The organism is Acidimicrobiales bacterium (genome assembly GCA_022452035.1).
Lineage (GTDB): Bacteria > Actinomycetota > Acidimicrobiia > Acidimicrobiales > MedAcidi-G1 > UBA9410.
In genome coordinates this window covers 59,436-72,952 of the sequence record JAKURV010000009.1, presented here as the reverse complement: position 1 = coordinate 72,952, position 13,517 = coordinate 59,436, and the positions used below count along the sequence as shown (strand labels likewise).

Here is a 13,517-nt window from a genome sequence, read left to right as displayed (position 1 = left end):
CCGAAGGCCTAGACACCACCACCACCGAGGGCCCAGACACCACTACCACCACCACCGAAGGCCCAGACACCACCGAAGAGCCTGAATCGCCGGAAACCCAGGACAGCGACGGGGACGGGATCAGCGACAGCCAAGAAATCAACCAACTCGGCACCGACCCGTTCGACGCCAGCGACCCGGGCGACGGGGTGATTCGTCAATCCCTCACCTCCGCCGAACCTGAGGGCACCGGGAGTGGCACCAACTGGTGGAAACCGGTCGTCGCCGCCCTAGCCGCCGGGTTGCTTCTTCTGCTCGTCTCTCGGCGTCGCCGCTGCCAACACTGCGAGAAGCGTCTCACCGACCGCGACGGTGTTCTCGTCGACCCGGACGACAACCCTGACTGCGCCGACAACCCTGACGGCGACCACCACGAACTCAAACGACGCCGAGAATCGTGATGGTGGCCGCATGCGATGGCTCACCTACCGAACCGGTTCGCCCCGGTCCTCGATTGACCCGGCGCAACTAGGCATCCAATGGCCAGAAGCCCTGAGGACCGTCGCCGCCTACTCAGGCGGATCTCGCTGCTTCTGGCCGGCATAGTTGCCGGCCTGGTGCTGGTCGGCTTCCTAGCCAGGCCGGAACAGAAGGAACCCGAGGTCGCACTTCGTTACAACCTCACCCTGGACGGGAAATCCTGGTCACCAGCGATTAAAGAAGGAAACATCCGCGTCGAGTTGGACTGGGAGGCAGCGAAACTGCTCGCGATCTACCCGACCGGATCGGGAAACTTCATCTCCGAACTTGACCTGGCAGGGAGCAACCCGTCCGTGTCGAATCGATTCGGCAACCTGCTCTGGCCGCAGTGCACGAGAATCACCACTGAGATCTTCATTGATAAAGATATTGCAGCGGCGACTCGTCCCCAGATGAGAAACGCAACCATCTCGGTACTCCTGAGCCTGAAGGAACTGACCGGTCTGAACGTCGTTGTGACCAAGGGGGCGAGCGAACGGGGCGAGGAGTTCTCAACAGCAGCGCAGCGGATCTCCAAGCCTGGCGACGACACCATTGCCATCCACTGGATCGACAAGGAGAACACGGTGATGCATCCGAATGAACTCGCAGCCGCAACGATGTGGGCCACCCATAAGCGTGGTCAACAGACCCCGCGAAGCACCAGGATTCGACTCTCGAGCAGCCTCTTCGACACCATGCCCGAAGGTGAGATTGACAGGTTGTCTAAGAAGATGGCCATCGCCCACGAGCTCTCGCACGTTTTCGGAATCGGCCACTCCAACGACCCTGACAGCTACATGTACCCCGTGATCGCCCTGAACTCTTCGATCACTCCGGCAGATCGAGCGGCGCTGGCATTAGCTGGAAGCCGGGCGTGTTGAGCGGTAATCAGAACGCCAATTATCAACTCGCCGTTGCTGCCAATCCGATTTCGCCGAGGAGGCCGATGCGTTCGGTCTTGTGACCGTTGGCGGCGAGGTTGATGGTCATCCCGTCGATGCCGGTGTCCATGCACGCTTGGAGTTTTTCTCCGACGGTGTCGGGATCGCCGTAGATCAGGATCATCTTGGCCATCTCGATGACCTCGTCGGACCATCCTTTTGCTGCTCCGACCTCGCGCAGGTCCGATTCTGCTTCTTCCATGGTTGGGGCCACGCAGACCATCTGCAGTTTCGTGACGACGATCTCTGATCGGTCGCGGCCTAGACGTTCGCAGTGCTCCTCAAGAACCTCGAGTTTGTGTGGGATCTCGTTGATCGGACCGCTCGAGAGGTTGGACTCGTCGGCGTACTGGGCGACCATCCGCAGCGTCTTCTTCTCACCACTGCCGCCGATCATGATCGGAATACGGGAAACAGGCGGCGGGGAGTTGACCGCGTCGGAGACCTGATAGTGCTTCCCCGCGAAACTCACCTTCTCTCCGCGAAGCATCGGAATCACGATCTGCAGTGCCTCTTCGAGCTTCTCGAACCGGTCGGTGAACGTGCCGAACTCAAAACCGAGGGAGTCGTGTTCGAGTTGGAACCACCCGGCACCGATCCCCAACGTCGCCCGTCCCGACGAGAGGTGATCCAGAGCGGTCACCGTCTTGGCCAGAAGGGTCGGATGCCGGTAGGTGTTGCCGGTCACCAGTGCAGAAAGTCGGACTGTCTCGGTGTGTTGAGCGAGTGCGGACAGGACCGAATAGCACTCAAGCATTGGCTCTTCGGGGGCGCCAAGTCCCGGGAGTTGGTAGAAGTGGTCCATTACGAAAACCCTGTCGAAACCGGCAGCTTCTGCCGCCTTGGCCTGCGCAATTACGGAATCGAAAATGCCCGCTTCCGGGGTATTGGGGTAGGTGAAGTTGGGAATCTGGTAGCCGAGCCGGGTCATGGATGGTTCCTGTGGGTCGCTTCGATCGTTGTTGGCCGATCATTCAACCAACCTTCGAGACATCAGTAGCCATCCGGGCTGCCGCCGAGGTACGAATCTGAAATCTAGGGAGTCGTTCGTTACCCTGAGTCGTAGTGAAATGGGGTTGGCGTCACAGGGAGAACCTGGTTGATGGCGAATGGCGTTGGTCGTTTGCCCGGCGACAGCTCATCTACGACGTTGTCGAACCGGAGCGGGTTTATCTGGAGCGGTGGCGATTCGACACACCGTTCGTTTCGATTTTCCTGCATTCCATCAATCTTCCTGACCGTGACCCTTATCCCCATACCCATCCGTTCTCGTGGTCCCGCAGCCTGATTGTGAAGGGCAGCTACGTCGAAGAACGCGGTCCGTATGGCGACGAGGTGCGTAAGTACCGCCCGGGGCAGGTCAACCGGATCGACGCCGACACTGTCCACCGCATTGTCAGCACCCGGGGCGACCGTCCGGTGTGGACGATCTTCGCTGCCGGCAAGCCACACGGCCGCGGCTGGGGCTTCGTCATCGACGGGAACTATCAGGACCACAGGGAGTACCTCGCCATACGCAACGCCCGGCCGAACACTTCTGGGGTCTCGGCGGAGGCCGGCGCCTCTGAGTCACTCGGGTATTCGATATGACGAGGCGGAGCTTCATTGTCGACACCGACACTGCTTCTGACGATGCGGTCGCTCTCGTGTTGGCGGCACGGGATCCTTCGGTCGACATCCGCATGGTCACCGTTGTCGCCGGCAACGTCCCACAGAACCTGGCTGTGCGTAACGCCATCGTCACCCTGGATCTTGTTGATCACGCCACCGTGCCCGTTCACGTAGGGGCCGACCAGCCACTTCTTCGACCTCTTGAGACCGCACAGATGGTCCACGGTGAGGACGGGATGGGGGGCGCCGATCTGCCAGCACCGTCACGTGAGCCGGAACCTGAGAATGCTGTGGATGCTTTGCTTCGAGTGGCCACCGAAGAACCAAACCGGCACACGCTGGTCACCCTGGGCCCGCTTACCAACATCGCCTCGGCCCTTGCCGAGGATCCTGACTTCCTTTCCCGATTCGTGCACACCTTCCTGATGGCCGGCTCGCCTGATGGGGTGGGCAACGTCAATCCCGTCGGGGAGTACAACGTCTGGGCCGATCCCGAGGCAGCTACAGCCGTGTTCGATGCTGCCGGGGCAAAAACCATGATCGGGTGGAACATCAGCCGCACTTACGCGGTGATGACTCCTCCGGAGACGGAACGACTGCAATCGTGCGGTCGGCTGGGCCGGTTCGCGGTTGACATCAACGCGGAGGTCGAAAAGTTCTGTCGTGCCAATGGTCTGGAGGGGATGGACTTCCCCGATCCCGTAGCCATGGCCGTCGCCCTCGATGACTCGATCGTCACCGAGGCGACCGAAGAACGTCTAGTGGTCGGTCTCGACGGACCTACCCGCGGCGCCACGCTCCCTGATCGTCGGATCAACTCCGAGCCCCCGAACATTCGCGTGGTGTGGCATGTCGACGAAGCCGCCTTCAAGGACCGGCTCTACACCGCGTGTTCCGACAACTGAGAGAACCGCAACGCCGCTTTCAACTCGGGTGATGTATTCAACAGGTCGCGTCAGCCTCGGGGTTCCCCACCGGGACCGTGCGGCCGGCCAGTGGTTAACTTCTTGCTGGGAGGTGAGTTATGGGTGCACTGCGCGAGTTGGGCTTTGAAGTGAAACCAGCCAACGCTCTACAACGGATGATCCAGACGGTGACCTCGACACCGCCCATGGCGTGGCTGTTTTCCAAGACCCTCTACCAACAGGACAAGGCACTGTTCAAGGTCTCTGGAGGTCGGCTGACCGTCCCGGCCCTCCTGGCAGGGTTGCCAGTGGTGATGTTCACCACTACTGGAGCGAAGACCGGGAAGCGCCGGACTATGCCGCTTCTCGGCATCCCGGTGGGAGAAGACCTTGCGGTGATCGGATCCAACTACGGCCAGAAGAACACACCTGGCTGGGTGTACAACCTCGAAGCCGATCCGTCGGCAACCGTCGGATACCAGGACCGTTCCGTGGAAGTGGTGGCCCGCCGGGCCGACGAAGCCGAAACGGATCGGATCTTTGATCTGGCCAGTGCCGTCTACCCCGGCTACACCAAATACCGGGGGAGGGCCGACCACCGTGTCATTCGGGTCTTCGTCCTCGAGACCGACACCCACGGGGTGTCTCCCTAGTCGCCCTGGTTAACCCGTCTTGCGGACAATCCACGCTTCTTCGATCGGCCATTGCCTCGCCCAGTCGAGGTTCACGAACGGATAGCGGGTTTCTTCGGCGTCGACAGGTGGTTGAAGTTCGATGAGGTTTTCGACTTCGAACCCGCAGGCGCGCAAGAGTCGGATGCGGTCACCATGGGAGATGTGGAACTCGACCCCCGGATCGTCGGGCCACTCATAGCGATGCATCCCGAATTGCGGACGCTGTAACCGGTCACTGGCTGGCTCGTTGTCGTCGAACACGCAAAGTGTCATCAACACGGAGTTTCCTAGGAACGCCAGGCGGCCTCCGGGGCGCAGCACTCTCGCCGCTTCGGGAAGCCACCGGTACGGATCACACCAGATGGCCGATCCGTACTCGGAGATCGCAAAGTCGAAGCTCTCGTCGGCGAACGGCAACCTCTCCGCGTCGCCGTGGATGAGCGGAAACCGCAGGTCGAACTCTTTCTGGAAACTCGCCGCAGTCGCCAGTTGTGCCGCCGAGTTGTCGATCCCGACCGGTCGGCCACCCCGTCGCGCTAACCACGCCGAAACGTAAGCCGTTCCACACCCCAACTCGATCACATCGCCACCATCGAAGGGGTCGATCAACCCAACCGCAGACTCTGGGATGCCGTAAATCCCCCACTGGGGCTGATCGTCACCCCAGGCCCGCCGGCCCGCCGCCACGTACTCGTCAGCCCAGCTGTCCCAAACGATCCGGTTCGATGCCACATGGTCGGAGAACTCAGAACGATCCACCCCTATGAGTAGATCACAGGAGCCCGCGAAACTGTTTCCTCATGAACTCGATGGGCCAGAGGCACCGAGCGGTAGCTGACGCTGGGTTCAAGACGGTGGGTATTCGAGTCGGGCCTCTCCGAACACTGGGCCGGCATTCGCATCCCTGGGGCAGGAAGTGGCTGTATGGAAGGATTTACGGCGACCGTTAGCGAGAGGGGAACTCCAATGGCCACCTATGAATGTTCGTCCTGCGGCATGTCCGTCAACGCCTCCTGTGGAGCCTGTGACACACCGTTGGTTGACGCCATCCTGACCAAGGATGACGGCTCGACCGTCCAGGTTTCCGAATGCCCTAACGGCCACGGCAAGATCAAATCGCCTTTGTGCTGTGGCGCCGATATGTCCTGCGCTGTCGCCTGAACCAGCCCGCGAGGGCGTCTAGAGCGTCCGGAAGACGGCCACTGGCGAGAGTTGGCCGGCGTGGTCACCCGCCTCGTAGGTATTCACCCGTCGGATCACCGGTTCGGTGATGCGACCGGCCGCCACGTCGTCGACGAATCGATCGGCGAAACCCAGGTTCGTGAAGTGGTCCGGGTTGATCCCAATAGCGAACAGCCCCCCGGGTCGGGTAATGCGGTACAGCTCGTCGAAGGCCGTTGGACCAACATGTCCGTGGGTAAAGGTTCCGCAGCTGACCACGGCGCCGTAGGTCCCGGACGGAATATCCAGAGTGGCCGTCAGGTCGCCCTCATGGAGGTGCCGGTAGACGGGATCCCCTTCACCAGCGACCTTGACCCGGGCTTCTCCGAGCATCTCAGTTGACAGGTCCAGCCCGTCGACAGTCCAAGGGCCGGTGGCCCGAAGGGCGACTCCCACCAGGCCGGTACCGCAGCCCACGTCCAGGACGGGGTCGTCCTCATCTGATGCCGTGTCGACGAACGACCCGACCACCCCGAGGTGGTACACGTACCCGTTGTCGGCAATGAACGCCGACTCGTAGGTCGCCGCCCAGCGGGCGTAGAGGTCACGGTTGTCGTCCGGGGTCTCTACGGCGTAGGCGTCAGCCAGGTCAAAGTCACCGTCAGCCATCTCTCACCGTCCTCGTCGGACCACATTGGCATGCTTGTTCACCAGCGGAGGCGGCCTAGAACGTCCAGGGAGGCGGTCAATATCCGTTCGTCACTCCAGGATCCGACCTCTACTGCCGGTCTGCCGGCGTTGAACCCGACCAGGATCGGGTGGCCGGTCCACGGAATTGCGTTGTACCACTCGATGAACCGACCGGGTTCGGATGAGGCGTAGGCGATCAGGTCCACGTCGGGATCCCAGAACGGCTCCTCGAAGTGGAGCACCACCTTGTCCATGGTTCCCATGCCGAGGGTTTGGATGGCTGTCGACTTAACCGTTGGGAGCGCGGGGTCAAACCGGATGGTCCCGGCTTGGAGAACTCCCAATGGGACCGTTATGACGACGGCCCCTCCGCGGAACTCGGTCTCCTCCGTAGTAACCCGGATTCCGCTTTCGGTGCGAATGACTTCAGAAACCGGATGACCTAGACGGATGTCGAGGCCGGTCGCCAGGTGCTCGATGATCGGCCGGTAGGAGGTAGCGGGAATGGCGTCACCGCCTCGTGACCATCCACCTTCGTGGACTCCGGAGAAGGCGAGGTCCTCGGGTCCCGCCGCGAACCAGTGGTCAATCTCTGAGGCCAGCACGTACTCCAGATGTCTTCGGTCCTCGACCTCGACCTGACGGCGTAACTCATCCACGGCTGTCGCCATCGATTTGGTGGACCGACTAGACGACAGCATGTCTTCAACCAGGTCGTACAGGTGGTCCAGGTTGGACCAGTCCACCAGCCTGCCGTCGGCATCGAACAGCACCGCGTCTTCGTAGTCGGTGCGGATCAGGTCGATGTCCAGCGAGGCCGCTAGATCGGTCAGCGGGTTGTCCCGCAGCCCGTGTAGCCAGGAGCCGCCAAGGTCAACTGGGGCACCGCCCACGGTGTCCGACCAGACACGACCCCCGATGCGTTGGCGTGACTCGAGCACTACCACCTCGCGTCCAGCGGCGGTCAAATCACGTGCTGCTCCCAATCCGGCGACGCCCGCACCGATCACCACGATGGGACCAGGCTTACTGGCTTCCTGGATTTCGATAGCCGCCCGCTGTCCTGAGGCGAGAGCACCGTGGACGGTTGCCGGGTGCTCGGTGTCGGTTGCCTCGCCGGCGAAGAACAGACGATCGTCGATTGGTCGGGCGAGCATCCGACGGGTAGCTGACGACGCTCCCGGACCCAGGTACGAATACGAACCTCGGGACCAGGGGTCCTGACCCCAGCGGGTGATTCGATGGTCGAATAACGCTGGGAGCTTTGAGGTCGTGGTTAGTGGTGGGGTCGTGGTGCGGTCGCTGCGTCCACAGCCCAGCGTGGTTGCCAGGACCAAAGACGACAGCCCGGCTAGTACCTCGCGACGACTGCGTAGCGGCGAGTAGGGGATGTGGGTGTTCGACATTCCGGTGGGCCTCCGTGCTCAGGTCCCAGACTCGCTGCCGGCGGCGGGTCGTTCGATCGTGACGGTGACCGCGACGATCGAAGCTCGCCTCGGTGGGTTGGAGAATCCGACGTTCATGGGTCGGGTGACCTCGACCAGTTCCCCAAGGTCCTCGTTTTTGTTCCGGGCGGTGGCGGTCCTTACCCACCGCCAACCGCGGGTCTGATACCACTCGCGGGCGCCGGTCGGGCTCAACCCGTAGGTTTCGACACCCATTAGCCATCTTGCGATGGGCGCTTCGATGTAGCGGGTCGCGGCGAGTGGGCGCCGGAGCGGAAGGGGGCGTAGCCGGCCTCCGGCCATCTGTATCTCAAGTTTGTCGGTCCAAGCCGTCGTGGTTGCTCCCTCGCTCTCAACATGAAGCGACGCGACCAGGACGTGATCGAAGTGATAGGTACTCGTGATGAAGTTGGCTGCGTCTCGTGAGGAGGCAATCAGGGTTCTGGTGTCGTTCGCGTCGAGCCACATGATGTCGTGAAAGGGCCCGAGCGGTGACTGTGGCCAGTAACCGATGACGAACTGGTCTCCGCTGGCAAATGCCGCTGACGAGATGGTCCCCTTAACAACGGAACGCCCGTCGCTGCCGCCGGACACGTTGGTCATCATTGAACTTTTCGAGTGTTGGGCACGTATTCCTCGTTCGGTTCTGCATGCCACACGTTGAACTCCAGTTTTGACTCTATTTCGACACCGTTGTGCGCATGTCCTGTGGAGGGCCTCGCCTACTGCCAGGTGGTGGCCTAACAAGTCGGGTTCGATGCCGAGGCATGATGTCTAAGTGGAGGACCGTCACGACGTCGTTGATGTTGTCGTCAAACGAAGTCGTGGGCTGACTGTCACGTTCGCTGACGGGCACGTTGCGGAACTCGATTTAATGCGACTTCGCCTGTTTTGCCCATGCGCGGCCTGTCGTTCACTACGGGAACGTGGAGAGGCAGCCTGGCCCCGTCATGGCAGCCCAGCCCGACTACAGATCAAGGATGCCGCACTCCATGGCGCATGGGGATTGAACATCATCTGGAACGACGATCACAGCACGGGCATCTACACCTTCGAATTGTTGCGGGAGATGAGTGACTGGAGCAACGACTAGGAGGACGTCCCGAACTGGTTCGACCAAACCAGTTGAGGCGGCTGGGTGTAAGACTCGCCGCGTGGCCGACCAGGGCGGGTTCTGCACCGAATACGGCACTGCTGCGTGGTCGTGAAAGCGATTCGCGCCCGTCGGGAACCCCCACCGTTTCGCATAGTCGAGGTGGCTCGGATTGAGCCACGTAACCCCCACATGGTTCGGATCACTCTCGCCGGGCCGATGCTCCAAGGGCTCGACCCCGGGCTACCGGCCGCCAGCGTGCGTGTCCTGCTTCCGGGAGATCCAACCGAGGTCGTCCTGCCCACATGGGCCGGGAATGAGTTCCTGTTCGCGGACGGCAGCCGGCCGACTATCCGAACACTCACCCCGCTCTCGTTCAGGCCCGGTCCGCTCGAACTCGATATCGAGGTTGTCCGACACGGAAACGGGATTCTTTCCGCGTGGGTAGATACGGCCAAGGCAGGGGATCGTGTTGCCGTCTCTGGCACAGGGCGCGGATACGAGATTGATCCGGCAGTTCGCTCGTTCCTGCTCGCAGGTGACGAGTCGGCACTTCCTGCCATCTCCATGCTTCTTCGAGCGCTGCCTCCGGAGGCCGAGGTGGAGGTACTCATCGAGGTCCGGCATCCTGACGGACGCCTCGAGTTGCCCGCTCACCCAGGTGCGACCATTCAGTGGTGTCAACTTAAGGCTGGCTCAACCCCTGGCGATTCTCTCTTCGCCGCTGTCACCAGCGCACAGATAGCTCCTGACGCACGGGTATGGGCTGCCGGCGAGGCGGCCGCCGTCCAGCGCATTCGCCGTCATCTCTTCGACGAGCGGGGTCTTTCCCGCTCCCACGCTGTTGTCCGGGGCTACTGGAAGCACGGCCGCGGCGGCGTTTCTGAAACCGACTGAGGCCGTCGGTTTTGGGCCTGTATTTGGACAACTTGTGATCCGGCTCGAACCTCACACAGTCCCCGGGATGATCCCCCAGCGGATCCGAGCCCAGTACCGCTCGTGGAAGAAATAGAGCACCAACTTTGTGATGATCTCGAACCCGCCGATCGAGATGGCTGTCGCCAGATTGCCGGTGAAGATGAACCCCAGCAACATGGTGTCCGCACTTGCTAACACCCGCCACGTCGCTGTCTTGGTGGCCGAACGCCACCGACCGTCCCGGTAGTGGCCTTCCTCGTCCAGGGTGCGGTTCCATTGCAGCCGGGACCAGAGCCGCTCATGCAGGTAGTAGAGCGCCATCTTGGTTGCGACTTCGGTTAACGCAATGAAGGCCGCAGTTCTTATCTTGTCGGCGCTGCTTGCTTCCTCAAGACCGAAGAATGGACCGAGAAAGCTCAGGATGACGAAGGACAGGATCAGGGTGTCGAGTGTCCCCACCACCCGCCAGGAGATCGCCTTGGCGATCGAGCGCGCCGGCTGGATCTCTGGAGGATTAGGAGGATCCAGGCGCGGGTCCTCAGGTCCGAAGATCGGGTTTTCGGGATGCTCCCTCATCGCGGTTGGAGTCTGTCATGTCTTCATGAGGAGCGTGGTAGGCGAGGAACGATCCCCTTGGTGCAGAGACACCTAGGCCACTGGGCCGCGTGTGGCAGATGTTGCGTGCCCCGTAGCGCACTTACGACTTGCTCTCCTTGGACCAGTTAGATAATTCCTTGAGCACTAGCGTTCCCTGATGCTTCGAGAAGGTCCAGCCCGTAGGGGCGCCCGCTCGCCTGCTGGCTTCTATGGCTGGCACATGGTCGGGCTGGCTTCCCTTGTCGGCATCCTCACAGGACCCGGTCAGTCGATGGGCGTCTCGGTTTTTCGTGAACACCTTTCGTCGGGCCTTGATCTTTCCGATTCGGCCATCGCCAGCGCATACCTAGTCGGCACATTGGTGGCTTCTGGCCTCCAGCCGAGACTCGGGACTTGGGTCGATAGCGTCGGTGTTCGGCGGGCCACAGTGATACTCGGTGTGATCTTCGCTGGCGCCCTCGCCCACATGTCGATGATCCACGGCGTTGTCTGGCTGACAGTCGGTTTCCTAGGGATCCGCTTCCTAGGTCAGGGCGCTCTTAGCCTGACTTCAAACGTGGCTGTGGCGCACTGGTTCAACCAACGTCGCGGATTCGCCATGGGTGTGAAGACAACGGTGACCTTTAGCGGAATGAGCGTCGTTCCAGTTCTTCTGGCCCTCACCATCGAAACTTGGGGTTGGCGGCAAGCCTGGTTGGTAGCCGCGGCGGCGATCTTCCTAACAGTGGTCCCGATCGGTCTATTCGGCTTTGTGGACCGACCCGCCAATCTCGGTCAGGTGCCTGACGGCGGTAACTCCGACACTCCAATCCTCTTGGATCGTGGTGTTACATCGGTGGTCCGGGCTGTGGCGGTGCGAACGGGGTCGTTTTGGACACTGGCAGCGGTGACGGTTAGTGGTTCGCTTCTTGGGACCGGCCTGATATTCCACCAGAGCAATCTCCTAGGCGAGATCGGTTACTCGAACTCCGAGGCCGCCGCCATGTTCCTACCTACGGCCGTGGGATCGATAGTGGGGGGCCTGAGCGTCGGCTGGCTTGCAGACCGCGCGATCCGCCCTTGGCTGCCCGCTACTTCTGCCGTCCTGGTAGCCCTGACGACCTTCCTCGGGGGTTCTGCGATCTCGTTCGGGGCGGTTCTCGGCTATGTCCTGATGCTCGGACTGAGCATGGGGGCTATGGCCTCCATGAATGCTGCTCTGCTCCCTGCACTTTTCGGAGTCGGACACCTTGGGTCAATTACCGGCTTCCTGGGCTTTCTGAGTGTTCTGGGCTCCTCAATGGGAGCACTCGCCTTCTCGCTCGGTAGTGACGTGTTCGGCGACTACCGGAGCGCCAGCCTCGCATTCACAGCTGCCCCACTAGCAGTGGCAGTCATGGCGGTGATGTACCGCCGTCATTTCCTTCTCAACGGCAGACGAGAGGTCTAACTGAGAGACACCTCGGGACTCCGGTGTCGCCCCCACTCCCGAGGCAGCTGTCAGGCGTCCAAGACGACCATCCCACCCGGCAGGGCGAGGTGGTCGGACAACTCCTGTTCGTCGGTGGCCATTCTCCAACCCAGGAGGGCCGCCGCATGGTCAGCCATCGAGGGGTGAGCCGCCAACGGTCGACGCTCGCCTGGGTCGTCGACGAGGTCGTAGAACAGCGCCGGCCAGCCGGCGAAGTGGACGTACTTACCCGTCCGGTCGCGGTGCACAGCCAGGTTGCACTGGTTCCCGGGCAGGTCCGCCACCCCGGCAAAGAGGCGAAAGTCGTACTCCCAGTGAACGGCCGACCGCCACTGGTCGGGCTCCTCGCCGGCCAGAAAGGGACGTAGCGACCGCCCCTGGCACTGCCTCGGAACCTCGGCACCGGCCAGATCCAGCAGGGTGGGCATTAGGTCCACGTTCTCCGTAAACCGGTCCACCACCCCGCCTGCCGGCCCGTCAAGAGCCGGATACCGGATGATCAGCGGGATGTGGAACGACTGGTCAAAGAACCCCAGCTTGGACATGAGGCCGTGATCTCCCAGCATCTCGCCGTGGTCTGACGTGACCACGACCACCGTCTGGTCGGCCACCCCTAGGTCGTCAAGACCCGTGAGTAGACGCCCCATCTGGGCATCCACCTCGGCCATCATCCCGTAGTAGGTGGCGCGCACCTGGCGGAGGTCCAACGGATCCGCGGGCGGCGCGACCCAGGCTCGCGCGGCCGCCAGGAACGGGTGGTTGTCGCCCGGTTCGTCGACGATCGGTTCCGGGACTTCGGCCGGGTCCACCAGGTCGTTGTATGGCTCGGGTACCACGAACGGGGGGTGGGGACGGTAGATCGAGGCGTGGACAAACCAGGGTTCGCCATCGGCCGACAACCGCTCCAGCTCGTCGAGCACCTCGCCCACCACAAACGCCGTTTCCGTCTCGTCTGTAGCGAACGGGGAAGGAGGCCAACTGGCTCCCCGTCCGTCGGGGATGGACACGTCGGCGCGGGGTCGCAGGAACCGCCCGCGGTCCGAGATGTCATGGCCCCGATCCTCCAGCCACCGGTACCAAGCTTCCCGATGCTCGGGGAGTTCCAGGGCTACGCGGAATCCGGGCAGCGGGCCCTCGTAGTCCTCGAGACGGGGATCGTCGTCAGGCACGGTGCGCGGGTCCACCGTGGTATCGGTGTGGCCGAACAGCACCGGGTCGTATCCAGCAACTCGGGCCTCGAGGGCCACATTGGTAAAGCGGGCGTCCAGCGGAGTGCCGTTCTGAACCGACCGGTGCACATGTTGGTAGGTGCCGGTCAGCAGGCTGGCCCGGCTAGGACCGCACGGCGCCGCCTGGGCGTAGTGGGAAGTAAACCGAATCCCCTCGGCGGCCAACCGGTCCAGATGGGGTGTACGGACCACCGGATGGCCGGCCGCTCCCAGGCAGTCGCCTCTCCACTGGTCCAAGGTGACCAGCAAGATGTTCGGTCGGGGCACGTGTCCCTCCGGTCGTCGGAGCCTCGGCAGGCCAT

15 protein-coding genes are annotated in these 13,517 nt (G+C 62.2%); 8 read left to right on the top strand and 7 right to left on the bottom strand.

The window, feature by feature from the left end; all coding sequences use genetic code 11:
• Together MK181_04930 and MK181_04925 are read left to right on the top strand one after the other, a co-directional pair.
• Positions 1 to 440, top strand: a 440-nt coding sequence (locus MK181_04930) for a hypothetical protein (protein MCH2419141.1), incomplete at its 5' end; no start/stop codon positions are given.
• Positions 441 to 518: 78 nt separating this feature from the next.
• Complete coding sequence (locus MK181_04925; protein MCH2419140.1) at positions 519 to 1,382, top strand: matrixin family metalloprotease; 864 nt, start codon at positions 519 to 521, stop codon at positions 1,380 to 1,382.
• 22 nt (positions 1,383 to 1,404) lie between these two features.
• Here MK181_04925 and MK181_04920 read toward each other — a convergent pair whose 3' ends face one another.
• Positions 1,405 to 2,373, bottom strand: a complete 969-nt coding sequence (locus MK181_04920) for an LLM class F420-dependent oxidoreductase (GenBank protein ID MCH2419139.1) — start codon at positions 2,371 to 2,373, stop codon at positions 1,405 to 1,407.
• Between the two features lie 134 nt (positions 2,374 to 2,507).
• Between MK181_04920 and MK181_04915 the strand changes: the two genes are divergently transcribed.
• The 3 genes from MK181_04915 (at position 2,508) to MK181_04905 (ending at position 4,611) form a co-directional block, all read left to right on the top strand.
• A complete protein-coding gene (locus MK181_04915; protein MCH2419138.1) occupies positions 2,508 to 3,032 on the top strand; it encodes a hypothetical protein in 525 nt (174 codons plus the stop codon).
• Positions 3,029 to 3,958, top strand: a complete 930-nt coding sequence (locus tag MK181_04910; protein MCH2419137.1) for a nucleoside hydrolase — start codon at positions 3,029 to 3,031, stop codon at positions 3,956 to 3,958. Before MK181_04915 ends, MK181_04910 begins: the two co-directional genes overlap by 4 nt.
• A gap of 119 nt (positions 3,959 to 4,077) precedes the next feature.
• Positions 4,078 to 4,611: a nitroreductase family deazaflavin-dependent oxidoreductase gene (locus MK181_04905; protein ID MCH2419136.1), complete on the top strand. Its 534-nt coding sequence runs from the start codon at positions 4,078 to 4,080 to the stop codon at positions 4,609 to 4,611.
• A gap of 9 nt (positions 4,612 to 4,620) precedes the next feature.
• Here MK181_04905 and MK181_04900 read toward each other — a convergent pair whose 3' ends face one another.
• Positions 4,621 to 5,391, bottom strand: coding sequence for a class I SAM-dependent methyltransferase (locus MK181_04900; protein MCH2419135.1), 771 nt, complete (start codon positions 5,389 to 5,391; stop codon positions 4,621 to 4,623).
• A 207-nt stretch (positions 5,392 to 5,598) separates the two neighbouring features.
• Between MK181_04900 and MK181_04895 the strand changes: the two genes are divergently transcribed.
• The gene (locus tag MK181_04895; GenBank protein MCH2419134.1) at positions 5,599 to 5,793 is read left to right on the top strand and encodes a hypothetical protein; all 195 of its coding nucleotides are present in this window, start codon (positions 5,599 to 5,601) and stop codon (positions 5,791 to 5,793) included.
• Positions 5,794 to 5,811: 18 nt separating this feature from the next.
• Here the strand turns inward: MK181_04895 and MK181_04890 are convergent, their stop codons facing one another.
• Genes MK181_04890 through MK181_04880 form a run of 3 tightly spaced genes read right to left on the bottom strand, consistent with a single transcriptional unit; the run spans position 5,812 to position 8,531 of the window.
• On the bottom strand, positions 5,812 to 6,462 hold the full coding sequence (locus MK181_04890) for a class I SAM-dependent methyltransferase (GenBank protein MCH2419133.1): 651 nt from the start codon (positions 6,460 to 6,462) through the stop codon (positions 5,812 to 5,814).
• 38 nt (positions 6,463 to 6,500) lie between these two features.
• Positions 6,501 to 7,889 carry an FAD-dependent oxidoreductase gene (locus MK181_04885; protein ID MCH2419132.1) on the bottom strand — a complete coding sequence of 463 codons (1,389 nt, stop codon included), beginning with the start codon at positions 7,887 to 7,889 and terminating at the stop codon, positions 6,501 to 6,503.
• A gap of 18 nt (positions 7,890 to 7,907) precedes the next feature.
• Positions 7,908 to 8,531: a hypothetical protein gene (locus MK181_04880; GenBank protein MCH2419131.1), complete on the bottom strand. Its 624-nt coding sequence runs from the start codon at positions 8,529 to 8,531 to the stop codon at positions 7,908 to 7,910.
• Between the two features lie 652 nt (positions 8,532 to 9,183).
• Here MK181_04880 and MK181_04875 point away from each other — a divergent pair.
• Positions 9,184 to 9,918: a siderophore-interacting protein gene (locus MK181_04875; GenBank protein ID MCH2419130.1), complete on the top strand. Its 735-nt coding sequence runs from the start codon at positions 9,184 to 9,186 to the stop codon at positions 9,916 to 9,918.
• 51 nt (positions 9,919 to 9,969) lie between these two features.
• Here the strand turns inward: MK181_04875 and MK181_04870 are convergent, their stop codons facing one another.
• The gene (locus tag MK181_04870) at positions 9,970 to 10,515 is read right to left on the bottom strand and encodes a DUF2061 domain-containing protein (protein ID MCH2419129.1); all 546 of its coding nucleotides are present in this window, start codon (positions 10,513 to 10,515) and stop codon (positions 9,970 to 9,972) included.
• 178 nt (positions 10,516 to 10,693) lie between these two features.
• On the opposite strand from MK181_04870, the gene MK181_04865 reads away from it, so the two are divergent.
• Complete coding sequence (locus MK181_04865) at positions 10,694 to 11,965, top strand: MFS transporter (protein ID MCH2419128.1); 1,272 nt, start codon at positions 10,694 to 10,696, stop codon at positions 11,963 to 11,965.
• A 50-nt stretch (positions 11,966 to 12,015) separates the two neighbouring features.
• Here MK181_04865 and MK181_04860 read toward each other — a convergent pair whose 3' ends face one another.
• A complete protein-coding gene (locus tag MK181_04860; protein MCH2419127.1) occupies positions 12,016 to 13,482 on the bottom strand; it encodes a sulfatase-like hydrolase/transferase in 1,467 nt (488 codons plus the stop codon).
• Positions 13,483 to 13,517 lie beyond the last annotated feature (35 nt).